At 60.9% G+C, this 25063-nt stretch carries 20 protein-coding genes; 10 read left to right on the forward strand and 10 right to left on the reverse strand.

Features of this window, described 5'->3' with window-relative positions; translation table 11 throughout:
* Positions 1–41: 41 nt before the first annotated feature.
* From betA to yccS, 7 genes are all read left to right on the forward strand, one after another.
* Positions 42–1745, forward strand: coding sequence for a choline dehydrogenase (gene betA / locus AD665_RS00570; RefSeq protein ID WP_024778821.1), 1704 nt, complete (start codon positions 42–44; stop codon positions 1743–1745).
* 254 nt (positions 1746–1999) lie between these two features.
* Positions 2000–3442 carry a TldD/PmbA family protein gene (locus tag AD665_RS00575; protein ID WP_053190533.1) on the forward strand — a complete coding sequence of 481 codons (1443 nt, stop codon included), beginning with the start codon at positions 2000–2002 and terminating at the stop codon, positions 3440–3442.
* Positions 3442–4779: a TldD/PmbA family protein gene (locus AD665_RS00580; RefSeq protein WP_024778823.1), complete on the forward strand. Its 1338-nt coding sequence runs from the start codon at positions 3442–3444 to the stop codon at positions 4777–4779. Before AD665_RS00575 ends, AD665_RS00580 begins: the two co-directional genes overlap by 1 nt.
* Positions 4780–4887: 108 nt before the next feature.
* Positions 4888–6315 (forward strand): multidrug transporter subunit MdtD, encoded by a 1428-nt coding sequence (gene mdtD / locus AD665_RS00585; protein WP_024778824.1) that lies wholly within the window; start codon positions 4888–4890, stop codon positions 6313–6315.
* Positions 6316–6538: 223 nt separating this feature from the next.
* Entirely contained in the window at positions 6539–7876 is a 1338-nt protein-coding gene (dbpA, locus tag AD665_RS00590; protein ID WP_231995077.1) for an ATP-dependent RNA helicase DbpA, read from the forward strand.
* A 147-nt stretch (positions 7877–8023) separates the two neighbouring features.
* Positions 8024–9202 (forward strand): BaiN/RdsA family NAD(P)/FAD-dependent oxidoreductase, encoded by a 1179-nt coding sequence (locus AD665_RS00595; RefSeq protein ID WP_053190535.1) that lies wholly within the window; start codon positions 8024–8026, stop codon positions 9200–9202.
* A 218-nt stretch (positions 9203–9420) separates the two neighbouring features.
* On the forward strand, positions 9421–11604 hold the full coding sequence (gene yccS, locus AD665_RS00600) for a YccS family putative transporter (protein ID WP_024778827.1): 2184 nt from the start codon (positions 9421–9423) through the stop codon (positions 11602–11604).
* Between the two features lie 118 nt (positions 11605–11722).
* Here the strand turns inward: yccS and AD665_RS00605 are convergent, their stop codons facing one another.
* Positions 11723–12460, reverse strand: a complete 738-nt coding sequence (locus AD665_RS00605; protein ID WP_053190537.1) for a substrate-binding periplasmic protein — start codon at positions 12458–12460, stop codon at positions 11723–11725.
* A 254-nt stretch (positions 12461–12714) separates the two neighbouring features.
* On the opposite strand from AD665_RS00605, the gene AD665_RS00610 reads away from it, so the two are divergent.
* A complete protein-coding gene (locus AD665_RS00610) occupies positions 12715–13167 on the forward strand; it encodes a GNAT family N-acetyltransferase (protein ID WP_024778829.1) in 453 nt (150 codons plus the stop codon).
* Between the two features lie 97 nt (positions 13168–13264).
* Here AD665_RS00610 and AD665_RS00615 read toward each other — a convergent pair whose 3' ends face one another.
* From AD665_RS00615 to AD665_RS00625, 3 genes are read right to left on the reverse strand one after another with little or no spacing between them, the layout of a single operon-like run.
* Complete coding sequence (locus tag AD665_RS00615; protein WP_024778830.1) at positions 13265–13561, reverse strand: winged helix-turn-helix domain-containing protein; 297 nt, start codon at positions 13559–13561, stop codon at positions 13265–13267.
* A 4-nt stretch (positions 13562–13565) separates the two neighbouring features.
* Positions 13566–14069 carry a YgjP-like metallopeptidase domain-containing protein gene (locus AD665_RS00620; RefSeq protein ID WP_024778831.1) on the reverse strand — a complete coding sequence of 168 codons (504 nt, stop codon included), beginning with the start codon at positions 14067–14069 and terminating at the stop codon, positions 13566–13568.
* 41 nt (positions 14070–14110) lie between these two features.
* Entirely contained in the window at positions 14111–16234 is a 2124-nt protein-coding gene (locus AD665_RS00625) for a putative bifunctional diguanylate cyclase/phosphodiesterase (protein ID WP_024778832.1), read from the reverse strand.
* A gap of 312 nt (positions 16235–16546) precedes the next feature.
* On the opposite strand from AD665_RS00625, the gene AD665_RS00630 reads away from it, so the two are divergent.
* Together AD665_RS00630 and AD665_RS00635 are read left to right on the forward strand one after the other, a co-directional pair.
* On the forward strand, positions 16547–17218 hold the full coding sequence (locus AD665_RS00630) for a polysaccharide lyase family 7 protein (RefSeq protein ID WP_024778833.1): 672 nt from the start codon (positions 16547–16549) through the stop codon (positions 17216–17218).
* Between the two features lie 295 nt (positions 17219–17513).
* On the forward strand, positions 17514–18182 hold the full coding sequence (locus AD665_RS00635; protein ID WP_024778834.1) for a polysaccharide lyase family 7 protein: 669 nt from the start codon (positions 17514–17516) through the stop codon (positions 18180–18182).
* Between the two features lie 282 nt (positions 18183–18464).
* Here the strand turns inward: AD665_RS00635 and fba are convergent, their stop codons facing one another.
* From fba to tkt, 6 genes are all read right to left on the reverse strand, one after another.
* Positions 18465–19529, reverse strand: a complete 1065-nt coding sequence (fba, locus tag AD665_RS00640; protein ID WP_024778835.1) for a class II fructose-bisphosphate aldolase — start codon at positions 19527–19529, stop codon at positions 18465–18467.
* Between the two features lie 244 nt (positions 19530–19773).
* On the reverse strand, positions 19774–20106 hold the full coding sequence (locus tag AD665_RS00645) for an MliC family protein (protein ID WP_053190539.1): 333 nt from the start codon (positions 20104–20106) through the stop codon (positions 19774–19776).
* Positions 20107–20163: 57 nt separating this feature from the next.
* The gene (locus AD665_RS00650; RefSeq protein ID WP_024778837.1) at positions 20164–20385 is read right to left on the reverse strand and encodes a hypothetical protein; all 222 of its coding nucleotides are present in this window, start codon (positions 20383–20385) and stop codon (positions 20164–20166) included.
* Positions 20386–20416: 31 nt separating this feature from the next.
* Complete coding sequence (locus tag AD665_RS00655; RefSeq protein ID WP_024778838.1) at positions 20417–21580, reverse strand: phosphoglycerate kinase; 1164 nt, start codon at positions 21578–21580, stop codon at positions 20417–20419.
* A gap of 24 nt (positions 21581–21604) precedes the next feature.
* The gene (epd, locus tag AD665_RS00660; RefSeq protein WP_024778839.1) at positions 21605–22660 is read right to left on the reverse strand and encodes an erythrose-4-phosphate dehydrogenase; all 1056 of its coding nucleotides are present in this window, start codon (positions 22658–22660) and stop codon (positions 21605–21607) included.
* Between the two features lie 166 nt (positions 22661–22826).
* Positions 22827–24824: a transketolase gene (tkt, locus tag AD665_RS00665; protein ID WP_024778840.1), complete on the reverse strand. Its 1998-nt coding sequence runs from the start codon at positions 24822–24824 to the stop codon at positions 22827–22829.
* Positions 24825–25063: the final 239 nt, after the last annotated feature.

Here is a 25063-nt window from a genome sequence, read left to right on the forward strand (position 1 = left end):
ACCGGCCACGACCTGAACCCAATTAAAAGAGGGTACATTTCATGTCCCAAGAATTCGATTACATCATCATCGGTGCCGGCTCCGCCGGTAACACCCTGGCCACCCGCCTGACCGAAGACGAGGGCGTCACCGTCCTGCTGCTCGAAGCCGGTGGCCCGGACTATCGCCTCGACTTCCGCACGCAGATGCCCGCCGCCCTGGCGTTCCCGTTGCAAGGTCGTCGCTACAACTGGGCCTACGAAACCGATCCCGAGCCACACATGAACGGCCGGCGCATGGAGTGCGGTCGCGGCAAGGGCCTGGGCGGCTCTTCGCTGATCAACGGCATGTGCTACATCCGTGGCAACGCCCTGGACTACGACAACTGGGCAAAACTGCCCGGTCTCGAGGATTGGACGTACCTGGACTGCCTGCCCTATTTCAGGAAAGCTGAAACCAGGGACATCGGCCCGAACGACTATCACGGCGGCGACGGCCCGGTCAGTGTGACCACACCCAAGCCCGGCAACAACCCGCTGTTCCATGCCATGGTCGAGGCCGGCGTTCAGGCCGGTTACCCGCGTACGGAAGACCTCAACGGCTACCAGCAGGAAGGTTTCGGCCCTATGGACCGCACCGTCACCCCGAATGGCCGGCGCGCCAGCACCGCGCGCGGGTATCTGGACGTGGCCAAGAAGCGTTCGACCCTGACCATCGTCACCCATGCCCTGACCGACAAGATCCTGTTCGAAGGCAAGCGTGCCGTGGGCGTGCGTTATCTGGTGGGCGCCGCTGAAGAGCGCGTCGAAGCCCGGGCACGCAAGGAAGTGCTGTTGTGCTCAGGCGCCATCGCCTCGCCGCAGATCCTGCAACGCTCCGGCGTCGGCCCGGCCAAACTGCTGGAAAGCCTCGACATCCCGGTGGTGCACGACCTGCCGGGTGTCGGCGAAAACCTCCAGGACCACCTGGAGCTCTATCTGCAATACGCCTGCACCCAACCGGTCTCGTTGTACCCGTCGCTGCTCTGGTACAACCAGCCGGCCATCGGTGCCGAATGGCTGTTCAACGGTACCGGCATCGGTGCCAGCAACCAGTTCGAGGCTGGTGGTTTCATCCGCAGCCGTCCGGAATTCGAATGGCCGAACATCCAGTATCACTTCCTGCCGGTGGCGATTAACTACAACGGCAGCAACGGTGTGAAGGAGCACGGTTTCCAGGCGCACATGGGTTCCATGCGCTCGCCAAGCCGGGGCCGGATCCAGGCGAAGTCCAAGGATCCCCGCCAGCACCCGAGCATTCTGTTCAACTACATGGCCACCGAGCAGGATTGGCAGGAATTTCGCGACGGCATCCGCCTGACCCGTGAGATCATGCAACAGCCGGCGCTCGATCCGTTCCGTGGGCGAGAGATCAGCCCGGGCATTGAGGTGCAGACCGACGAACAACTGGACCAGTTCATCCGCGAACACGCCGAAACCGCCTTCCACCCGTCCTGCTCGTGCAAGATGGGTACCGACGACATGGCGGTGGTGGACGGCGAAGGCCGCGTGCATGGCATGCAAGGCCTGCGGGTGGTGGATGCCTCGATCATGCCGATCATCACCACCGGCAACCTGAACGCGCCGACGATCATGATGGCCGAGAAAATCGCCGACAGGATCCGCGGCCGCAAGCCACTGCCACGCAGCACCGCGCCGTACTATGTGGCCGGCGATGCGCCGGTCAAGGGAAAGCCGTTGCGCGAGGTGGCGCCAGCCGTGCAGTAACACCGCAGCGCGGCTATCGCGAGCAGGCTCGCTCCCACACTGGATTTCGGCGGACACAAGTTTCGTGCCCGACACAGATCCCATGTGGGAGCGAGCCTGCTCGCGATGGCGCCCGACCAGACACTGAAGCATTCCCGCTCTATCCATCCTCAAGCCTTGATCCCGCCCCGCCCCAAGCCTAATCTAGCCTCACGCAAACGTTTCACCCTCCCCCCCCCCGCAGCACCGATGCACCCTACCAAGGAGGTTCCCCGATGTTCGACTTCCACCCCCAGCTCAAGCAGCGTTTTGCTGCCTTGCGCACGGGCGCTGAATTCTTTTCCCTGCGTTACGTGCGCGAATCCGGCCAACATCTGTCGGTGCGCAAGAACATCGCCGAACCGCCCAGCCTGAGCCGTGACGAAGGAGCAATGCTCACCGTGCGAGTCAACGGTGTCGAAGCCTACGCCGCCACCAACGACCTGTCCCAGGCTGGTCTGCAAGCAGCTCTCGAACACGCCGAGCAACAGGCTCGCCAGCTCAAGCCCCACGCCCTGCTCGACTTGCGCGAGCAGGCGGTTGCCTGCGACCGCGCCGATTACTTCTCGCCGCACTTCGACCAGGCATTCCCCGCCCTGAGCGATTGCTACCAATTACTCGGTGACGAATCGGCGGCGGTACCCCGGGACGAGCGCCTGGTGAACTGGCAGGTCAGCATCGGCCTGACCCAGGTCGAGCAGATCTACCTCAACAGTGCCGGTGCCGAATTACGCCAGGCCCAACGCTTCATCTACCCGTCACTGGACGTCACCGCCTTCGACGGTAATGACAGCCAGACTCGCACCCTGGGCCGCGAAAACTTTGGCCAGCAAGGTGGCTTCGATGTGATCAACCGTTGCGGCCTCATCGGGGCCGGGCCGAAAATCGCCGATCAGGCCCTGCAGTTGCTGATGGCGCCGAACACCCCGCAAGGCCCGCGAGACCTGCTGTTGATGCCCGACCAGATGATGCTGCAGATTCACGAGTCCATCGGCCACCCGTTGGAACTGGACCGTATCCTGGGGGACGAGCGCAACTACGCCGGCACCAGTTTCGTCAAGACCAGTGACTTCGGCCACTTGCAATACGGCTCCCGCCTGCTGAACGTGACGTTCGACCCGGACATCCCCGAGGAACTGGCCAGCTACAGCCATGACGACGACGGCAGCGCCGCCAGCAAACAGTTCCTCATTCGCGAAGGCTTGCTGCTGCGCCCATTGGGCGGTGCGCTGTCACAGTTTCGCGCAGGCCTGGACGGCGTCGCCAACAGCCGCGCCTGCGGCTGGAACCGGCCGCCCATCGACCGCATGGCGAACCTGAACATCGAGGCGGGCGATCAATCCCTGGAACAGTTGATACAGGGCATCGAACACGGCGTGCTGATGCGCACCAACCGCTCCTGGTCCATCGACGATGCGCGCAACAAATTCCAGTTCGGCTGCGAATGGGGCCAGTTGATCGAGAACGGCGAGCTCAAGGGCGTGGTGAAGAATCCCAACTACCGGGGCATCTCCGCGCAATTCTGGAAGAGTCTGCGAGCCGTGGGCGATGCCAGTACCTCCCAGGTGCTGGGCACGCCGAACTGCGGCAAAGGCGAACCGAACCAGGTCATCCGCGTTGGCCATGCGTCGCCAGCTTGTGTGTTCAGCAACGTAGATGTGTTTGGGGGAGACGCTTGATGAGTACCGTCAACAATCAGGCTGGGGCATTCAAGACGCTGGCCGACTGGCTACGCGCCGCGCTGCATGAGTCCGAACAATTCACCCTGGGCTACGCCGCGGAGTCCTCGGCCTTCGTGCGCTTCAACCATGGCAAGGTGCGCCAGGCCGGACAGGTGCAACAGGCCAATGTGAGTTTCAAATTGATCGACGACGGGCGCCACGCCGACCTGCAGATCACCTTGTCCGGCGAGATCGAGACAGACCTGCAGCGCTTGGGTGAAGGCCTGCAACAACTGCGCGATACCCTGCCGCTACTGCCCCGGGATCCTTATCTGCTGCTCAACCACAATCACTGGCAGAACAATAATGAGCAACACCATCCGCTGCCGGCGACCGAACAGGCCGTGGCCGAAATAGCCCGGGCTGCTGAAGGCCTGGACCTGGTGGGGATCTACGCCGCCGGCTCCATCAGCCGCGGTTTCGCCAGTTCATCGGGGGCATTTGGCTGGCATCAGGCCAACAGCTTCAACTTTGACTTCAGCCTGTTCCACGAAAACGGCCAGGCGGTGAAAGCCAGTTACGCCGGCCATGAGTGGAGCAGCGAAGGATTTGCCAAGCGCTTTGCCCAGGCCCGCGAGCAACTGGCGTTTCTCGGCCGGCCGCTGCGCACGCTCCCGCCCGGTGAGTATCGCGCCTACCTGGCACCGGCCGCGCTGGAAGAGATAATGGGCATGCTCAGTTGGGGCGGGTTCTCGGCCCGGGCAATTGCCAGCAAACAGAGCCCGTTGCAGAAGTTCTACGCCGACGAGACCACCTTCAGCTCCGTCGTAGGGCTGAGCGAGCAGGTGAGCGGCTCCTTGAGCCCGGCGTTTTCCGATGAGGGCTATCCGCGCGATGACCTGACGCTGATCGCCAAGGGCAAGGCCAACGCCCGGTTGGTCAATTCACGCAGCGCCGCCGAATACGGCCTCACCGCCAACGGTGCGAGCAGTTACGAATACCCCTCGGCGCTGGTCATGCAGGAAGGCCAGTTGGAGCAGAAAGACATTCTCGAGCGCCTCGGCACCGGCTTGTACATCAGCAACCTCTGGTACCTGAACTACTCGGACCAGCCAGCGGCACGCATGACCGGCATGACTCGCTTCGCCACGTTCTGGGTCGAGAACGGCCAGATCCAGGCACCGGTCAGCACCATGCGCTTCGACGACAGCGTCTATAGCCTGCTCGGCTCGCAACTCGAAGGCCTGACCCGGGAGCGGGAGCTTCTGCTCTCGGCCAGCACCTACAGCCAGCGGGCCACTGCCTCGATGCTGTTGCCGGGGGCGTTGGTCAAGCGGTTGACGTTGACCCTGTAAAGCATCGCGGGCAAGCCTTGCTCCCACAAGGACAATGACATCCGGTGGGAGCAAGGCTTGCCCGCGATAAAGCCACCACGAACACCCTGAGACACAGCAAGAGGCCCCATGCCCAACCGTGCACCGCTCGACGCAACCACCGCCCGCTGGCTTCCGTGGGTCGTGGCGATCGCTTTTTTCATGCAGTCCCTCGACGGGACGATCCTTAATACCGCCCTGCCTGCCATGGCCAGCGACCTGGCAGAGAACCCACTGCGCATGCAGGGCGTGATCATCGCTTACATGCTCACCGTGGCGTTGCTGATCCCGGCCTCGGGCTGGATCGCCGACCGCTTTGGCACCAAAAAAATCTTCTTCGGTGCAATCCTGTTGTTCAGCTTCGGCTCGCTGCTGTGCGCCTTGTCCAGCTCGCTGACGATGCTGGTCGGCGCGCGGGTGGTCCAGGGCCTGGGCGGCGCGCTGATGCTACCGGTAGGCAGGCTGGTGGTGCTGCGGGCCTACCCTCGCTCGGAACTGGTGCGGATCATGGGCTTCATTACCATTCCCGGCCTGCTCGGTCCTCTGATCGGTCCAACCATGGGCGGCTGGATGGTGCAGTACCTCACATGGCACTGGATCTTCATCATCAACCTGCCGGTGGGGCTGATCGGCTGCTACGCGGTATGGAAATTCATCCCCGACCTGCGCGGCAGCGAGCGCACTCGCTTCGATGGCGTGGGCTTCCTGCTGTTCGGCGCAGCAATGGTATTGATCACCATCGCCATGGAGGGCCTTGGCGAGCTGCACTTGCCGCACCTGCGGGTAATGTTGCTGCTGTTCGGCGGCATGGCCTGCCTGGCGGCTTATTGGCTAAGGGCCGGACACGTCGAGAATCCACTGTTCGCGCCGTCGCTGTTCAAGACCCGGACCTTCGCGGTGGGCATCCTTGGCAACCTGTTTGCCCGCCTGGGCAGCGGCGCCCTGCCCTTCCTGGTGCCGTTGCTGCTGCAAGTGGCCCTGGGGTATTCGCCGTCCCAGGCAGGGATGAGCATGCTCCCTCTGGCTGCGGCGGCCATGGTCGCCAAATCCGTCGCCCGGCCATTGATCGAGCGCCTGGGCTATCGCATCGTCCTGACCGGAAACACCCTGGCCCTGGGCGTGATGCTGGCGAGCGTGGGATTGGTCAGCGAACAGACCCCATACTGGCTGTTGTTGGTACAACTGGCGGTGCTGGGGGCGATCAACTCGCTGCAATTCACGGCGATGAACACGGTGACCCTGATCGACCTGGACGATGCCAGCGCCAGCAGCGGCAACAGCCTGCTGTCCGTGGTGGCGCAACTGTCCCTGAGCCTCGGCGTCGCCTGTGCCGGCGCCCTGCTCGGCGGTTTCACGGCCCAGGTGGGTAACGATGGAGTCGACACGGTGCTGGGTGCGTTCCAGCTGACATTCGTGACGGTGGGGGTCATGGCGATGCTGGCGGCGACGATTTTCTCCCAGTTGTCGAAGCAGGACGGGCGGCGGCAGAAACGTCACGATGAGCATATCGAGCATTAACCCAAGCTTGAGTGGCTTCGGTAAGCTTTTGTAGCGAGGGGATAAATCCCCTCGCCAGAGGTTAATCACCCAGCCTTCCAGGAGCCCCATGGCTCGCACAGCTCGTCCAGAACTTTCGAAGAAAGTGGCACGAGGCTGCTACACTGCGCGACATTTTGTTTTGCAGGCCTGTCCCGTGACCACCATTGCCACCGATTTCAACACTTTGCCGCTGTCCGCCGCCATGCTGGCTAACCTCGAATCCCTCGGTTATGCCCAGATGACGCCGATCCAGGCGCAAAGCTTGCCGGTGATCCTCAAGGGCCTGGACCTGATCGCCCAAGCCAAGACCGGCAGCGGCAAGACCGCGGCGTTCGGTATCGGCCTGCTGAACCCGATCAATCCGCGCTATTTCGGCTGCCAGGCGCTGGTCATGTGCCCGACCCGCGAGTTGGCCGACCAGGTCGCCAAGGAAATTCGTCGCCTGGCTCGTGCCGAGGACAATATCAAGGTCCTGACCCTGTGCGGCGGCGTATCCTTCGGCCCGCAGATCGCCTCTCTCGAGCATGGCGCCCACATCATTGTCGGCACACCGGGACGCATCCAGCAGCACCTGCGCAAAGGCTCGCTGGTACTCGATGGCCTCAACACGCTGATCCTCGACGAAGCCGACCGCATGCTCGACATGGGTTTCTACGACGCGATCGAAGACATCATCCAGCAGACCCCGGAGCGTCGCCAGACGCTGCTGTTCTCCGCCACGTACCCGGTAGGCATCAAGCAACTGTCGTCCAAGTTCATGCGTGACCCGCAACAGGTGAAGGCCGAGGCACTGCATTCCGACGCGCAGATCGAGCAGCGTTTCTACGAGATATCCCCCGAGGAGCGCATGGATGCAGTGGTCAAGGTACTGGCGCACTTCCGGCCGGCCTCTTGCGTGGCGTTCTGCTTCACCAAGCAGCAGGTCCAGGAAACTGTCGACCACCTGACGTCCAAGGGTATTTCCGCCGTCGGCCTGCATGGCGACCTGGAACAGCGCGACCGCGACCAGGTGCTGGCGATGTTCGCCAACCGCAGCACTTCGGTGCTGGTAGCCACTGATGTGGCGGCCCGCGGACTCGATATCGATGCCTTGGACATGGTGATCAACGTCGAACTGGCCCGGGACTCGGAAATCCATATCCACCGCGTCGGCCGCACTGGCCGCGCCGGGGAAACCGGTGTTGCCATCAGCCTGGTAGCGCCATCCGAAGCTCACCGGGCCCAGGCCATCGAGCAATTGCAGAAGGCCCCACTGAGCTGGGACCAATTGGACAACCTCAAGCCCCAGGGCGGCGGCCCGCTGCTGCCGGCCATGAGCACCCTGTGCATCGCCGCCGGTCGCAAGGACAAGGTTCGTCCCGGCGACATCCTCGGCGCCCTGACCGGCGACGCGGGCATCCCCGGCACCCAGGTCGGCAAGATCGCGATTTTCGATTTCCAGGCTTACGTCGCCGTGGAACGCGGAATCGCCAAACAGGCACTCAAGCGCCTGAACGAAGGCAAGATCAAGGGACGCTCGTTGCGGGTGCGAATCCTGTAACCATCCCAACCAACGAAGTTCCCCTGTGGGAGCGAGCCTGCTCGCGATTGCGGCGGGTCAGCCAACCTTTATTTGACTGACACACCGCAATCGCGAGCAGGCTCGCTCCCACAATGGGTTTTGTGGCGAGACTGAGAGGACACCGTTTTGCGCTCTACCGAAGTCGTGATCATTGGCGCTGGCGCCGCAGGGTTGATGTGCGCGTTGACCGCTGCGGGGCGCGGACGGCAGGTGATGTTGCTGGACCATGCCAACAAGGCCGGCAAGAAAATCCTCATGTCCGGCGGTGGACGCTGCAACTTCACCAATATGTACACCGAGCCGGCCAACTTCCTTTCGCAGAACCCGCACTTCTGCAAATCCGCCCTGGCCCGCTATACCCAGTGGGACTTCATCGCCCTGGTGGCCAAGCACGGCGTGCCGTATCACGAGAAGAAGCTCGGCCAGTTGTTCTGCGATAACAAGTCCAGCGACATTCTCGGCGTGCTCCTGGATGAGTGCGAACAGGTCGGGGTAAACCTGCACCTGGACACCTCGATCGAACACATCGAGAAAACCGACGGCGGCTATCTGCTGCAGACCACCCTGGGCGCCATCGCCTGCCAGTCCCTGGTGATCGCCACCGGCGGACTGTCGATCCCGACCCTGGGTGCGACCGGTTTCGGTTACCAGGTCGCCAGGCAGTTCGGCCACCAGCTTTTGCCAACCCGCGCCGGACTGGTACCGTTCACCATCACCGATCAACTCAAGGCCTTGTGTACCGAACTCTCGGGCACTTCGGTCGATTGCCTGGTGAGCTGCAACGGCCAGAGCTTTCGCGAAAATATCCTGTTCACCCACCGCGGCCTCAGCGGCCCGGCTATCCTGCAGATCTCGTCGTTCTGGGAGCCGGGGGACACGGTGCAGATCAATCTGCTACCGGACCACGACGTGCCCCAATGGCTGCAACAACAGCAGGCCGAGCGCCCCAACAGCGAGCTGAAAACCCTCCTGGGGGAGTTGTTCACCAAAAAAATGGCCACCCTGTTGGCCGACACCTGGTTCGTCTCCAAACCCATGAAGCAATACACCCACGCGGAACTGGCGGACATTGCCGAGAAGCTGGCGAGCTGGAACGTCGCCCCGGCCGGCACCGAAGGCTATCGCACCGCCGAGGTCACCCTGGGTGGCGTCGACACACGGGAAGTCTCCTCCAAGACCATGGAATCGCTGAAAAGCCCCGGGCTGTACTTCATCGGTGAAGTACTGGACGTCACCGGCCACCTGGGCGGGTTCAACTTCCAGTGGGCCTGGGCTTCGGGCTATGCCGCCGCACAATATGTCTGACACGCCACATCCCCTGTGGGAGCGAGCCTGCTCGCGATAGCGGTGGGTCAGTTGATAATGAATTGACTGACATACCGCCATCGCGAGCAGGCTCGCTCCAACAGGGGCTGAATGGTGGACTGCGGAACACTTTTTGCTGTCAGATGTGATCGCCGCCATTGCGTCGGCGTCATTACTGCCTCAATTTAGTGTCATTGCCCGTCAGGCCCTTGCATTTCATGTCATCGACCTCGTTCCGTCAGTCTCTGCGTCGCCTTTGGGCGTTGGATAAATTCAGTTATAGCGTGCGGGTGTTCATCGCCCTGACCGGCAGCATGGGGCTGTGCTGGTACCTGGACGAGATGACTCTGCTGATTCCCTTGTTCCTGGGCATTATTGCCAGCGCCCTGGCCGAGACCGATGACAACTGGCAGGGCCGTCTCAACGCGCTCGCCGTGACCCTGGTCTGCTTCACCGTCGCGGCACTGTCGGTTGAGCTGCTGTTCCCCTACCCTATCCTCTTCATCATCGCTCTGGCCCTGGCCAGTTTCGGCCTGACCATGCTCGGTGCCCTGGGTGAGCGCTATGGCGCGATTGCCTCGGCCACCTTGATCCTGTCGGTCTACACCGTAATCGGCGTGGACCAGCGCGGTGGCGCGGTCACCGATTTCTGGCACGAACCCTTGCTGCTGGTGGCCGGCGCGGCGTGGTACGGCATGCTATCGGTGCTGTGGCATGTATTGTTTTCCAACCAGCCGGTGCAACAGAGCCTGGCGCGACTGTTCCGCGAGCTGGGACATTATCTGAAACTCAAGTCGTCGCTGCTCGAACCGGTTCGCCAACTGGATATCGAAGCCCGACGTCTGGAACTGGCCCAACAAAATGGCCGCGTGGTGGCGGCCCTCAATGCGGCGAAGGAAATCATCCTGCACCGCGTCGGCAATGGCCGGCCGGGCTCGAAGGTCAGCCGTTACCTGAAGCTGTACTTCCTCGCCCAGGACATCCATGAGCGTGCCAGTTCCTCCCACTATCCCTACAACGCCCTCGCCGAGGCGTTCTTTCACAGCGACGTACTGTTCCGCTGCCAGCGCCTGCTGCGCCAGCAAGGCAAGGCCTGTCAGGCGCTGGCCGAGTCGATCCAGATGCGCCAGCCGTTCGTCTACGATGATCGCTTCGCCGAGGCCTTGAACGACCTGCATGCATCTCTCGAGCACCTGCGCATCCAGAGCAATCCGGCCTGGCGTGGCCTGTTGCGTTCGTTGCGGGCCTTGTCGGCGAACCTTGGCACGCTTGACCGCTTGCTCAGCGATGCCAGTAACCCTGACGCCCTGGCCGACGCCACTGACAGCAGCCTGCTGGATCGCTCACCGCGCAACTTCAAGGACGTCTGGCTACGTCTGCGCACGCAACTTACACCGACCTCGCTGCTGTTCCGCCATGCCCTGCGCCTGCCGCTGGCGCTGAGCGTTGGCTACGCGATGGTGCACTGGATTCACCCCTCCCAGGGTTACTGGATCGTGCTCACCACGCTGTTCGTCTGCCAGCCCAACTATGGGGCCACCCGACGCAAACTGGGTCAGCGGATCATCGGCACTGCCATTGGCCTGACGGTGGCCTGGGCGCTGTTCGACCTGTTCCCCAACCCGCTGGTGCAGTCGTGCTTCGCCATTGCCGCCGGGGTGGTGTTCTTCACCAACCGCACGACCCGCTACACCCTGGCGACAGCCGCGATCACCATCATGGTGCTGTTCTGCTTCAACCAGGTCGGCGACGGCTACGGACTGTTGCTGCCACGGCTTTTCGATACCCTGCTCGGCAGCCTGATCGCCGGCCTGGCAGTGTTCCTCTTCCTCCCGGACTGGCAAGGCCGCCGGCTGAACAAGGTCCTGGCCAATACGCTGACCTGCAACAGCATTTATCTGCGCCAGATCATGCAGCAATACGCTGCCGGCAAAAGTGATGACCTGGCCTATCGCCTGGCCCGACGCAACGCCCATAACGCCGACGCGGCGTTGTCCACGACACTGGCGAACATGCTGATGGAGCCGGGGCATTTCCGTAAGGAAGCCGACGTCGGATTTCGCTTCCTGGTGCTGTCCCATACCTTGCTCAGCTACCTGTCGGGCCTGGGGGCCCACCGGGGAACCGAGCTGCCGACGAACGTGCGCGAGCAGTTGATAGACGGTGCAGGGGCGAAGCTGGCCTCCAGCATCGACGAAATCGCCCAGGGCCTTGCAACCAAAACCTCGATCATGATCCAGAGTGATGAGGAAGAAGCCCTGGCCAACGAGCTTGAACAGATGCCTGACGAAATCGATGAGGGCCAGCGACTGGTGCAGACGCAACTGGGGTTGATCTGCCGTCAGCTTGGACCGTTGCGGACCCTGGCGGCGCATCTCATCAAGGATACGAGCGAGGCCTGAAAGCTGCGGCGGTCAATCGGGCCCCATCGCGAGCAGGCTCGCTCCCACAGGGTATGCATTCCAATGTGGGAGCGAGCCTGCTCGCGATTGGGGCCAGCATGGGCAGCGCAAAACTCGCTCACATACCGTGCATTTTCAGGATCCGTGCATAGCTCCCATCGGCCTTCATCGCCGCGATCTCCCGATCGAACCCCGCCACGATCTGCTCATGCTCCGGGTTCTTCAGGCTGACCAGGATATGCAGGCTGTTTTCGCTCAACGGCTTGGGCAAGAACTCAACGGAATTACGCACCTTGGGCGATTCGCGAGCCAGGTAATAACGAGCGACATATTCGTCTTCCAGGGTCAACTTCACGCGGTCGGCAGCGACCATGCGTACTGCCATCGCAAAGTTATGCACGGGGACTTTCTGCAGTTGCTGGTCCTCATCGAACGCCTTGGAATAGGCATAACCGCGAACCACTGCGATGGGGTAATCGTAGAGCTGTTGCAGGCTGTCGAACTGGATCGGAGCCTCCTTGCGCTTGAGGAAACGCACGCGGTTGAGCAGGTATTCGGCCGAGAACTGGCCTATATGAGTGCGTGCTTCGCTGTACCAGGCGTTGACCAGCACGTCATAACGCCCCTCGCCGATGCCCAGCATTGCCCGGGCCCAAGGCACCTGTTCGAATTCGGTGGCATAGCCGGCACGCGCCAGGGCGGTGCTGACGATATCAGTCGCCAGGCCACCATTGACCAGCGTGGAGTCGGTAAAGGGTGGCCAGCCATCCGCAACCAGGCGCAGCGTCTGCGCGCAAGCGTTGTGGCTCAGCAACAACAACCCAATCAAAACAAGAGCTCGATGCAATCGCGGCATGCCATACATCCTTGAAGGTTGCGAAGCCCATGTCCTTAGCCAAAATCCGGGGGTAAACAGTGACATCCGACCTAACATTAGCTCATTGAAATCGCTACGCAGCGCTGGGACGAAGATTACATAAAGACGACAGCTCTGCGAAACAAGAATGATGGCAATTTGGCATTTACCCCAGACTTTCGCTCACCCGAGAAAGAGACTTCTGAACACAGTGCACTTAATATCGGCATCGGGTTCTTCAGGAAATTCAGAACATGGACATCGATTGGGTCTGCAAACATCACAGTGACCTGAGCAAGGAACAGCTGTACGCCATACTCAAATTGCGCGCCGACGTATTCGTCGTCGAACAGAACTGCGCTTATCCGGACGTCGACGGGTTGGATCTGGAAGGCGATACCTTCCACCTGATGGCCTGGAGGGACAACCACCTCATCGCCTACCTGCGCCTGCTCGATCCTCATTCGCAGAACAGCGACGTGGTGATCGGCCGCGTCGTCATCGCTCCCGAGGCACGAGGTCAGGGGTTGGGTCACACCTTGATGGAGCACGGGCTCAAGCACGCCGGGAAGCAGTGGCCCGGCACGTCGATTTCACTGTCGGCGCAGGCGCATCTGCAGGGCTACTACGGGCGGTATGGGTTTGTAGTGGTGGGGGTCGAATACCTGGAAGATGGTATTCCGCACATTGGGATGCATCGGCCCTGAGGCCGTCATCGCGAGCAGGCTCGCTCCCACATTTGAAACACATCCTCCTGTGGGAGCGAGCCTGCTCGCGATGGGGCCAGTACCGCCACTATTCCTGTCAGGGGTATTCGAGCACCGCCTTGATCCGCTGCAGATTGGCCTCGATCCACTCCCGATCAATCGCTCCCCAATCGCGGATCCGATAGCACCCTGCATGGTTGCGAGCGCCCTCCTGCTGCTCGAACTCGCACACGATATCCAGGTCCGCCAGCGCGGCAACAGTGTCCTGGGCGGTGCGTCGCGGCATGCCGGTCACGTCAATGAGCGCCGGGACATTGCTGGCCACGCCGCTGTCGATCAGGTAAGCCACATACAAGCGGCGATAGAAGCTGCTCTTGGTCTTGCTGACATCCATCCGGTCATTCCTTCGGTTGTTGCAGATCGCGCCAGGTCAGGTACACCCGCAGGTCGAACTCCAGCTGGTGATAGCCCGGCAGCATGTGCTCGCAGAGTTGGTAGAACGCCTTGTTGTGGTCCGACTCCTTGAAGTGGGCCAGTTCATGCACCACGATCATATTGAGGAATTCGGGCGCTGCATCCTTGAACAGCGACGCGATGCGGATTTCCTTCTTCGCCTTGAGCTTGCCACCCTGCACCCGCGAAACGGCGGTGTGCAGACCGAGGGCGCGATGGGTCAGGTCGAGGCGGTTGTCGAACAACACCTTGTCGATGGCCGGCGCGTTACGCAGGTACTGTTGCTTGAGTTCCAGCGCATAACTGTACAGAGCCTTGTCGCTCTGGATCGGATGCCGGCCCGGATAGCGCTGGTGCAGGTAATCACCCAGTCTGTCCTGAGCGATCAGTTGCTGCACCTGGGCTTGCAGTGCGGCGGGATAGGCCTGGAGGTACTTGAGCGCAGTCATTGAACGGAAATACTGTGGGAAAGGCCGCCAGTGTAACGAACTCAGACCGTTAGCGCGCCCCAGTCAAAAGGTTTGGCGAACGCATCGGTATCGGCGGCCATCAAGGGTCGCGCCACCAGGAATCCCTGCACGTACTCACAACCATGGGCTTGCAGCCATCGATATTGCTCCAGGGTTTCCACTCCTTCGGCGATCACCCGCAGACCCAATTGCGTGCATAAATCGATCACCGATGCCGCCAAGGCAGCATCGCGCGGCGAATCCGGCAATCGGGCGATCAGGTGCCGGTCGAGCTTGAGGGTATCGAGCTCAAGGTCACGCAAATGGGTCAGCGAGCACGGCCCCGAGCCGAAGTCATCCAGCGCCACCCGCACCCCGAGGTGGCGCAGCAGCCGCAGTTGCTTCTGAGTTTCGTCGGGATTGCGCATCAACGCATCCTCGGTCACCTCGACCTCCAATTGCCGGGGCTTCAAGGCATGGCGCTCCAGGACCTGACGCAACTCGGTGACCAGGTTCGGCATGCCAAACTGAGTACTGCTCAGGCTCACCCCCAGCACCAGGTCATCGGCGAAATTTCGTTCCCATACCTTGCGCTGGGCCGCGCTGCGATGATAGATCCAACTGCCCAGCCGACTGATCAGTCGCGCTTCCTCCAACAAGGGCAGGAACAGGCCCGGCGGCACATCGCCAACGCTCGGGTGCTGCCAGCGTAGCAACGCCTCGAATCCACGAATCCGCCCATCGCGGATGTTCACCTGGGGCTGGTAGACCATATTGAAGTCACGGTTCTCGATGGCCGAGCGCACGCTTTCCTCGAGCATCAACCGTGAACGGGCTCGGCCGTTCATTTCGTGATCGTAGAAACGGTATTGCTGGCGGCCGGCGCGCTTGGCTTCATACATGGCGATGTCGGATGCGCGCAGCAACCCGTCGAGATTGGCGCCGCAGTCCGGATACGTCGCAATACCGATACTGGCCCCCAGTGCCACATCCATGCCTTCGATCTGCTGGCAGATCGCGACCCGCTCAATGAGTTTTTCCGCAATCTTGGCCGCCTGCTCCGGGAGCTCCAGGTCCAGCAGTGCCGTGAACTCATCCCCGCCCAGCCGCGCCAGGATGTCAAAGGGGCGCAAGCAAGCTTTCAACTGCTCCGAGACCCAGCGCAACACCCGATCGCCGGCATCGTGCCCCAGTGAGTCGTTGACGCGCTTGAAACCGTCGAGGTCCAGGTACAGCAGCACCCAGTTGCTTTCCAGCCGCTCGCTACGCATCAGCAGATTTTCGGCGGTCTGATAAAACCCCCTGCGATTGAGCAAACCGGTCAGCGGATCCGTAACGGCCTGGAATTCGAGTTGCTGGTGCAAGTGCCGGACTACCGACATGTCTTGGAGCGTTACCACCATTGCCTTCTGTTCCGAGGGCAGCGGTGCGCAGGACAAAGCCACCGACACCTGTTGGCCGGGCGCTGTACGCAGGACCGCATCGTGCAGGCGCCAGGTCTGGCCACGGCAATAGGCGACATGAATGTCGGAGTCGACCCACTGTGGAATGTGGGGTTTCTGCAGGTAATCCAGGAACGGTGTTCCCTGCAACTGCTCGGCCATGGCATTGAGCAGACGGCACGTGGACGGGTTGGCGAAACGGATGCAACCGGCCTCGTCCACCACGAGAATGCCCTCGGCGGCGTTATCCAGCACCGAGGCGTTGAACGCCCTGGCGGCTTCCAGGTCCTGGCTCAGGCGCTGCAAGGCCCGGCGATTGCGCTGGTGCTCCAGCAACGCCTGGACCTTGGGTTTGAGAATCTGCGGATCGAAGGGTTTGAACAGATAGTCCACCGCACCACTGGCGTAGCCCTTGATCACCGCGTCCTGGGATTGCTCATTGGCGGTCAGGAAAATGATCGGCGTAAGCCGCGTGCGCTGGCTGCCGCGCATCAGGCGTGCCACTTCGAAACCGTCCATTTCGGGCATCTGCACATCCAGCAGAACCAGGTCGATGTCATGTTCGAGCAGCAGGTTGAGGGCCTCGACACCCGAGGCTGCGGTCATGACTTGCCAATCCTGACGCTGCAACAACGCTCGCATGCTGAGCAGGTTTTCAGGGTAATCATCAACAATCAAAAGGACGGAGCTGTCTTCACCAAGCGTAGGTTGCGCGCATTCCATGCTGCTTCTCTTATCGGGGCGCCATGTCCGTTTTACATAGCAAAACAGACAAATACTGTGATCTCACTCTAGACCGTGATTCTAAAAAGCAGTAGGTGTCATCGCGCCATCATCCCGACAATGCCCGAAATAGCCGACTAACGGTCACCCATCCTGGGCACAAAAACTGCAATAGCCATAGTGACGATCACTTGACGTCAATCATTCGCCGCAAGAACGACAACAAGCTCAAACCGGTGCTATCAGGACGCCCCAACTCGCGGGCTAGAGCCTCGCGTTGTTGCGCCTAACATTTCACTGCAGGAACTGAACATGATCGACCTTAACACTTGGAACTTGAGCATCCCCGAAGGCAGCCCGGCGATGACTATCGAAACCCCTCGCCTGGCGCAAGGGTTCAAGGATCAGTACTTCAACGCCGAAACCGGCACGGTGTTTTTCTGGGCCCCGGTGACCGGCTCCAAGACCGAAAACGCGATCTACCCACGTAGCGAACTGCGGGAGACCTACAGCGACGGCACCCTGCGAAACTGGCTGTACTCGGCGGCGGACAACATCCTGCGGGCGACGTTGACGGTCAACCAGGTGCCCAGCAGCGGCAAGGTCGTGATTGGCCAGATCCACACCAAGAACAGCACCAGTCCCATGGTGAAACTGGAATACCAATACAAGGCCTACAGCGCCACCGGCAACATCGTCGCCAAGGTACGGATGCGCCCCGATGACGAAACAGGCCAGGTTATCGTCGTTGCCACCGGCGTGAGGCTAGACCGTAGTTTCTCCTACATGATCCATCTCAGCCCGAAGGGTGCCCTGGGCATCAGCGCAGCGGGTTACAACTGGAGAACGACCATCGACCCGAGCTGGAAGGACAAGCCCCTGTACTTCAAAGCGGGTGTGTATGTGCAGGACAACACCGGCTACCCCACCGAAGGCGGAAAAGTGTCGTTCAGCCTGCTTGAAATCAAACACACCACCTCTTAAGTACTGCTGCACCCTTGAAGGCATCCGCTTCGGATGCCTTTTTTTTCTATATTTGGCGCGCGGCCCGATGGCCACCACCCAATTGTTCCGATAAAAACCGGAATAGCCGACCAGCGGTCATTTATCTCGGGCACAAAAGCGACAAACGCAACTCTGACGGACTGCTGACGCCAACCCTCCGCCGTACGAACGTGCCAAATACTCGTTCGCACTCCCTTCTGGCCTCAGCAAAAGCGCGTCTTAGAGCCTCCGGCTGTGGCGTAAATCATTTCTTCTTCTCAGAAAGGATCCGAACATGGTCGATCTTGCAACCTGGAACCTGAGCATCCCTGAAGGCAGTCCGCCAAAGACCATCGAAACCCCCCGTCTGGTGGATGGGTTCCAGGACAAATATTTCAACTCCGAAGGCAGCACGGTGTATTTCTGGTCACCCGTCACCGGTACCAAGACTGAAAACGCGATCTACCCGCGCAGCGAATTGCGAGAAACCTATAAAGACGGAACCTTGCGCAACTGGGTCTATCCCGACGCCGACAATCATTTGCGGGCCACCCTGGTTGTGAATCAGGTGCCCAGCAGCGGCAAGATCGTGATTGGCCAGATCCATGCCAAGGACAGCAGCAAGCCCATGGTCAAACTGGAATACCAATACAAGGAGAACAGCGCCAATGGCAACATCGTCGCCAAGGTCCGCATGCGTCCCGATGACAGCGAAGGGAGGGTCATTACCGTCGCCACTGGGGTACAGTTGAACCGATCCTTCTCTTACCGGATCCACCTCGATCGTACCGGCGACCTGGGCATTACCGCTGCCGGTAGAAGTTGGTACACCACCGTCGGCCGAGCGTGGCGCGACAAGCCGTTGTATTTCAAGGCTGGGGTGTATGTGCAGGACAACACCGGCTACACCAGCGAAGGCGGGAAAGTGACGTTCAGCGTGCTGGATATCGATCACAACACCTGAGTCTCAGATGTAACCGACGCGCTTGGGGTGACTGAACAACGCGGGTTCGAAGGGGAGCAGCAATTTTGTGGGAGCGAGCCTGCTCGCGATAGCGGTGGGTCAGCTTGCATTGATGTTGACTAGGCTCGTCCCCACAACTGGAGAGAGACACATCCGCCGTACAGTAACCCGCAGTAAAAGCGAAACCATGGACAACCGTTACCGCGGAACGGATATACACGTAAACCGCACCCCATAAAAAAACCCGCATAGGGATGCGGGTTTTTCCTGGCGCGAGAGGCTTTAGTTGACCTTGGCGTTCAACTCACCCTTCAGATAACGCTGGAACATCGCTTCCATGGAGATCGGCTTGATCTTCGAAGCATTACCCGCCGTACCAAAAGCCTCATAACGCGCAATGCACACATCACGCATCGCAGTCACGGTCGCGCCAAAGAACTTGCGCGGATCGAACTCGCTCGGGTTGGTCGCCATCAAACGGCGCATGGCACCGGTGGACGCCAGGCGCAGGTCGGTGTCGATGTTGACCTTGCGCACGCCGTGCTTGATGCCTTCGACGATTTCCTCGACCGGCACGCCGTAGGTTTCCTTGATGTCGCCACCGTACTGGTTGATGATCGCCAGCCACTCCTGCGGCACCGAGGACGAGCCGTGCATCACCAGGTGAGTGTTGGGAATGCGCTTGTGGATTTCCTTGATGCGGTCGATCGCCAGCACGTCACCGGTGGGCGGCTTGGTGAACTTGTAGGCGCCGTGGCTGGTGCCGATGGCGATGGCCAGAGCGTCGACCTGGGTTTTCTTGACGAAGTCGGCGGCTTCTTCCGGGTCGGTCAGCATCTGGCTGTGATCCAGCACGCCTTCGGCACCGATACCGTCTTCTTCACCGGCCATGCCGGTTTCCAGCGAACCCAGGCAACCCAGCTCACCTTCCACCGACACACCGCAGGCGTGGGCCATGGCAACGGTTTGTTGGGTGACGCGTACGTTGTATTCGTAGTCGGTCGGAGTCTTGCCGTCTTCGCCCAGGGAACCGTCCATCATTACCGAGCTGAAGCCCAGTTGGATGGAGCGCTGGCAGACGTCAGGGCTGGTGCCGTGGTCCTGGTGCATGCACACCGGGATGTGCGGGAATTCTTCGATTGCCGCCAGGATCAGGTGACGCAGGAACGGCGCACCGGCGTATTTACGGGCGCCAGCCGAAGCCTGGACGATCACCGGAGAGTCGGTCTTGTCAGCGGCTTCCATGATGGCGCGCATCTGCTCAAGGTTGTTGACGTTAAAGGCTGGAACGCCGTAGCCGAATTCGGCTGCGTGGTCCAGCATCTGACGCATGCTGATAAGTGCCATTGTGTGTCTCTCCCGGTCGAGGGTCGTTAATCGTGCCAGCCTGCCGTAGCGGCGGCGGCTATTCAAGTCATTGCGGGTAAGGGGTGAGCCTCGGCCGCGAATTCAGTGTTACTTGTAACTTCAGCGTTCACAGAACCCTGTGGGAGCGAGCCTGCTCGCGATAGCGGTAGATCAGTCGACATCTGATTGGATGATATATCGCTATCGCGAGCAGGCTCGCTCCCACATGGGTCCATAGGTTCAATTACTGGGCCTTGCAGCCCCGGCCAATCAAATCATTGGTGGCAACCCAGTACGCCAGGCCTTCGTCACCGTTGATGTGAAACGCCAGCATGTCGTCGCTGTACAGCGCGCCCGACGCGCCTGGCTCCTGCTTCAAGCGGTAAACCTGCTCGGCCCCACCGAGGCGCACATCGACGGCCTTGCGGGTGGTGTCGGTATAACGCCAGAACACCTTGGCCTCGCTGTCACAGGTCCAGGTCGTCCAACCCGCTACAGGTTCGGACGCATTCGAAAAACCCAACTGCGCGCAACCGGCCAGCGATGCCAATGCCACAACGGCGATCAAGCCTTTCATCCGTGTTCCTCGACCGGCGACGCGTGCCGCCAGCCCTGAGTTAAAGGGTCAGACCCGTCAAGGACACCCATGTTCCTTGGTCGGGGTTTGCGTTTCGTATTTGTCCAGACCGTCCGGCCCGGAGCGCTTGTTGAGCACCGGGTTGGTTTCCGCCTGCCAGTGCGCCTGATAGCAACCTGGCTCCGGATCGCTGGCGGCCGCTTCCGGCGTCGCTTGCGGGTGACTCCCGCAAGCGGCCAGGGCCGCGGTCAACAACAAAAACATCCACGTCTTGACCATAAAAACACTCCTTTGCCCGGTCAATACAGCCTCAAGCCTTGGCCCGGCTTTCCAGGACCTCTACCGCAGGCAACACCTTGCCCTCGACGAACTCAAGGAACGCGCCACCGCCGGTGGAGATGTAGGAAATCTGTTCGGCCACGCCATATTTGTCGATGGCCGCCAAGGTGTCACCGCCGCCAGCGATGGAGAACGCAGCACTGTCGGCGATGGCCTGGGCCAGGACCTTGGTGCCGTTGCCGAACTGGTCGAACTCGAACACACCGACCGGGCCGTTCCACAGGATAGTCTTGGAAGATTTCAACAGCTCGGCAAAATTGGCTGCCGTCTGCGGGCCAATGTCCAGAATCATGTCGTCGTCGGCTACGTCAGCAATGGCCTTGACGGTAGCAACAGCGCTTTCAGCGAATTCCTTGGCGACCACCACGTCCACCGGCAGCGGCACGCTGACCTTGGCGGCGATTTCGCGGGCGGTGTCCAGCAGATCCGGCTCGTACAGGGACTTGCCGACTGGATGACCGGCTGCAGCCAGGAAGGTGTTGGCAATGCCGCCGCCGACGATCAATTGGTCGCAGATCTGGCTCAGACTGTTGAGCACGTCGAGTTTTGTCGAAACCTTGGAGCCGGCAACGATGGCCGCCATCGGCTTGGCCGGTGCGCCCAGAGCCTTGCCCAGTGCATCCAGTTCAGCAGCCAGCAGCGGGCCGGCAGCGGCGACCTTGGCGAACTTCGCCACGCCGTGGGTCGAACCCTCGGCGCGGTGGGCAGTGCCGAAAGCGTCCATCACGAACACGTCGCACAAGGCTGCGTATTGCTGGGCCAGCTCATCAGCGTTCTTTTTCTCGCCCTTGTTGAAGCGCACGTTTTCGAACAGCACTACATCACCGGCCTTCACGTCGACGCCGCCCAGGTAGTCAGCCACCAGCGGCACTTCGCGACCCAGGGCGCGGCTCAGGTAGTCGGCCACGGGCTTGAGGCTGTTTTCGGCCGAGAACTCGCCTTCGGTCGGACGGCCCAGGTGGGAGCAGACCATCACCGCCGCACCTTTTTCCAGGGCCAGCTTGATGGTCGGCAGCGAGGCCAGGATACGCGCGTCGCTGGTGACGACACCGTCCTTTACAGGGACGTTGAGGTCTTCGCGGATCAGTACGCGCTTACCTTGCAGATCGAGGTCGGACATCTTCAACACGGTCATGGGTCGCAATTCCTGGGTAACTGTTTAGAGAGCAGGTTTTTTAGAAGCGGTTTGCAGGTAATGCTCGGCAACATCCAGCATTCGGTTGGCAAACCCCCATTCGTTGTCGAACCAGGCCAGGATGTTCACCAGCCTCGGGCCGGATACACGGGTCTGGCTGGCATCGACGATGGCCGAATGTGGGTCATGGTTAAAATCACAACTTGCATGAGGCAATTCGGTGTAGGCCAGCAGGCCTTTGAGCGGGCCACTGGTAGCGGCTTCGCGCAGGATCCGGTTGACCTCGGTGGCGTCGGTATCGCTCACGGTCTGCATCGTCATATCGAGGCAGGACACGTTGACCGTCGGCACTCGCACGGCTTTGGCCTGAATTCTCCCCGCAAGTTCCGGCAGCAGCCGTTCAATGCCTCGCGCCAGACCAGTGGACACCGGGATCACCGACTGGAACGCCGAGCGGGTGCGGCGCAAGTCTTCGTGATGGTAGGCGTCGATCACCGGCTGATCGTTCATCGCCGAATGGATGGTGGTGATCGACACGTATTCCAGGCCAATGGCCTGATCCAACAGGCGCAACAGCGGCACGCCGCAGTTGGTGGTGCAGGAGGCATTGGATACCAGCAGTTCGTGACCAGTCAGGCAATCCTGGTTGACGCCGTAGACGATGGTGGCGTCCACATCCGCTTCACTGGCCATCGGCTGGGAAAACAGCACCCGCGGCGCACCGGCAGCGAGGAAACGCTCACCGTCTTCACGGGTGTGGTAGGCGCCGGAGCACTCGAGCACCAGGTCGACGCCCAGGGACGCCCAATCGATGCCTTCGGGGGTGGCACTGCGCAGGACTTTCACGCAGTTGCCATTAATGTGCAGACAATCGCCCTCGACCCGTACCTCGCCGGGAAACCGGCCATGGGTGGAGTCAAAGCGCGTCAGGTATTCGATGCTGGCCATGTCGGCCAGATCATTGATTGCCACGATCTCGAAGCCGGCCTGCGCCCCTCGCTCGAACAACGCACGCAAGACGCAACGACCAATCCGGCCGTAGCCGTTGAGTGCAACTTTGTAGGGACGCGGTTGGGGCATGGGGGGTCTCTGACCTGAGTGAATCCATGAATATGGCGCTGAACATTGGATTGCCATCGCGGGCAAGCCTTGCCCCCGCAGGTTGGCATTTCCCTGTGGGAGTGCACATCCTGTGGGAGCAAGGCTTGCCCGCGATAGCGTCAGAACAGGCGATACATTCCTGGGCTTAGTCTTCCAGCAATTCCTCAGCCTGACCCAGGATGTTTTCCAGGGTGAAACCGAATTCCTCGAACAACGCCGGGGCAGGCGCCGACTCGCCGTAGGTGGTCATGCCGATCACGCGGCCTTCCAGGCCCACGTACTTGTACCAGTAATCGGCATGGGCAGCCTCGATAGCGATTCGGGCGCTGACCTGCAGTGGCAATACCGACTGCTTGTAGCCGGCGTCCTGGGCATCGAACACGCTGGTGCAAGGCATGGACACTACGCGCACGTTGCGGCCCTGCTCCGTCAGCTTGTCGTAGGCCTGGACAGCCAGGCCGACTTCGGAGCCGGTGGCGATCAGGATCAGCTCAGGCTCGCCGATGCAATCCTTGAGCACATAACCGCCACGGGCGATCTCGTCGATCTGGCCGACTTCGCGGGCCTGATGCTGCAGGTTCTGACGGGAGAAGATCAGCGCCGACGGGCCGTCGTTGCGTTCGATGGCGTACTTCCAGGCCACCGCCGACTCCACGGCGTCGCATGGGCGCCAGGTGTCCAGGTTCGGGGTGCAACGCAGGCTCGCCAGTTGCTCGATCGGCTGGTGAGTCGGGCCGTCTTCGCCCAGGCCGATGGAGTCGTGGGTGAATACGTAGAGCACGCGCTTCTTCATCAAGGCCGACATGCGCACCGCATTGCGGGCGTATTCCATGAACATCAGGAAGGTCGCGCCGTAAGGCACCAGGCCGCCGTGCAGCGCAACGCCGTTCATGATCGCGCTCATGCCGAACTCACGAACGCCGTAGTACATATAGTTGCCGCTGGCATCTTCGGCGCTGACGCCCTTGCAGCCTTTCCACAGGGTCAGGTTGGAACCTGCCAGGTCGGCCGAACCGCCCAGCAGTTCCGGCAGCAATGGACCAAAAGCGTTCAGGGTATTCTGGCTGGCCTTGCGGCTGGCGATGGTTTCGCCCTTGGCCGCGACTTCGGCGATGTAGGCCGAGGCTTTTTCAGCGAAGTCAGCTGGCAGCTCACCACTGAGGCGGCGCACCAGTTCGTTGGCCAGCGCAGGGAATTCGGCGGAGTAGGCAGCGAAACGCTGATCCCAATCGGCTTCGAGGGCACGGCCCTTTTCCTTGGCGTCCCATTCTGCGTAGATGTCCGCTGGAATTTCGAATGGACCGTGCTCCCACTTCAATGCGGCGCGGGTCAAGGCGATTTCCTCGGCACCCAGGGGGGCGCCATGGCAGTCTTCCTTGCCTTGCTTGTTCGGCGAACCGAAACCGATAGTGGTCTTGCAGCAGATCAGGGTCGGCTGGGCGCTCTTGCGAGCCGTCTCGATGGCGGTCTTGATTTCTTCCGGATCATGGCCATCAACGTTACGGATCACCAGCCAGTTGTAGGCTTCGAAACGTTTCGGCGTGTCATCGGTGAACCAGCCTTCGACTTCACCGTCGATGGAAATGCCGTTGTCGTCGTAGAAAGCGATCAGCTTGTCCAGGCCCAGGGTGCCGGCCAGGGAAGCCACTTCATGGGAAATGCCTTCCATCATGCAGCCATCACCGAGGAACACATAGGTGTGGTGATCGACAACGTTATGACCCGGACGGTTGAACTGCGCGGCGAGGACTTTTTCCGCCAGGGCGAAGCCCACGGCATTGGCCAGGCCCTGACCCAGTGGGCCGGTAGTGGTCTCAACGCCGGGGGTATAGCCGTATTCGGGGTGGCCCGGGGTGCGGCTATGCAATTGACGGAAGTTCTTCAGGTCATCGATCGACAGGTCGTAGCCGGTCAGGTGCAGCAGCGAGTAGATCAACATCGAGCCGTGGCCGTTGGACAGCACGAAGCGGTCACGGTCAGCGAACGATGGATTGCTCGGACTGTGCTTGAGGTAGTCGCGCCACAGCACCTCGGCGATATCCGCCATGCCCATCGGGGCACCTGGGTGGCCGCTGTTGGCTTTCTGCACGGCATCCATGCTGAGGGCACGAATGGCATTGGCACGCTCACGACGGCTGGGCATCGCTGATCTCCTGGGTTTGAATAACGAAACTGAAAAAAGGCGTGCATTTTCCCTCACCCACCCGCGCGGGGCAATGACAGATAGTCATCCAGAGCGGTTTTTCCGGTGGATAAATTCGCATTCGCCAGATGAAACCTTTCCGCTGATGGTTTGTAGAGTAAAGCCCGTATCAGGAAGTGCCATCTATCGAGCAATATCAAAACTTTTTGATATTGACCTTGCGATGATCCGGACCCATC

Source organism: Pseudomonas corrugata (genome assembly GCF_001269905.1).
Taxonomy (GTDB): Bacteria; Pseudomonadota; Gammaproteobacteria; order Pseudomonadales; family Pseudomonadaceae; genus Aquipseudomonas; species Aquipseudomonas corrugata.

Coding starts and splice junctions, on each gene's coding strand:
- AD665_RS00605 (WP_053190537.1), bottom strand. CDS start 12,460: ATGCCGCGATTGCATCGAGCTCTTGTTTTGATTGGGTTGTTGTTGCTG.
- AD665_RS00635 (WP_024778834.1), top strand. CDS start 17,514: ATGGTCGATCTTGCAACCTGGAACCTGAGCATCCCTGAAGGCAGTCCG.
- AD665_RS00620 (WP_024778831.1), bottom strand. CDS start 14,069: ATGACTGCGCTCAAGTACCTCCAGGCCTATCCCGCCGCACTGCAAGCC.
- fba (WP_024778835.1), bottom strand. CDS start 19,529: ATGGCACTTATCAGCATGCGTCAGATGCTGGACCACGCAGCCGAATTC.
- yccS (WP_024778827.1), top strand. CDS start 9,421: ATGTCATCGACCTCGTTCCGTCAGTCTCTGCGTCGCCTTTGGGCGTTG.
- AD665_RS00630 (WP_024778833.1), top strand. CDS start 16,547: ATGATCGACCTTAACACTTGGAACTTGAGCATCCCCGAAGGCAGCCCG.
- AD665_RS00615 (WP_024778830.1), bottom strand. CDS start 13,561: ATGGATGTCAGCAAGACCAAGAGCAGCTTCTATCGCCGCTTGTATGTG.
- dbpA (WP_231995077.1), top strand. CDS start 6,539: ATGCTGGCTAACCTCGAATCCCTCGGTTATGCCCAGATGACGCCGATC.
- AD665_RS00575 (WP_053190533.1), top strand. CDS start 2,000: ATGTTCGACTTCCACCCCCAGCTCAAGCAGCGTTTTGCTGCCTTGCGC.
- AD665_RS00610 (WP_024778829.1), top strand. CDS start 12,715: ATGGACATCGATTGGGTCTGCAAACATCACAGTGACCTGAGCAAGGAA.
- tkt (WP_024778840.1), bottom strand. CDS start 24,824: ATGCCCAGCCGTCGTGAGCGTGCCAATGCCATTCGTGCCCTCAGCATG.
- betA (WP_024778821.1), top strand. CDS start 42: ATGTCCCAAGAATTCGATTACATCATCATCGGTGCCGGCTCCGCCGGT.
- AD665_RS00580 (WP_024778823.1), top strand. CDS start 3,442: ATGAGTACCGTCAACAATCAGGCTGGGGCATTCAAGACGCTGGCCGAC.
- AD665_RS00650 (WP_024778837.1), bottom strand. CDS start 20,385: ATGGTCAAGACGTGGATGTTTTTGTTGTTGACCGCGGCCCTGGCCGCT.
- epd (WP_024778839.1), bottom strand. CDS start 22,660: ATGCCCCAACCGCGTCCCTACAAAGTTGCACTCAACGGCTACGGCCGG.
- AD665_RS00655 (WP_024778838.1), bottom strand. CDS start 21,580: ATGACCGTGTTGAAGATGTCCGACCTCGATCTGCAAGGTAAGCGCGTA.
- AD665_RS00645 (WP_053190539.1), bottom strand. CDS start 20,106: ATGAAAGGCTTGATCGCCGTTGTGGCATTGGCATCGCTGGCCGGTTGC.
- mdtD (WP_024778824.1), top strand. CDS start 4,888: ATGCCCAACCGTGCACCGCTCGACGCAACCACCGCCCGCTGGCTTCCG.
- AD665_RS00625 (WP_024778832.1), bottom strand. CDS start 16,234: ATGGAATGCGCGCAACCTACGCTTGGTGAAGACAGCTCCGTCCTTTTG.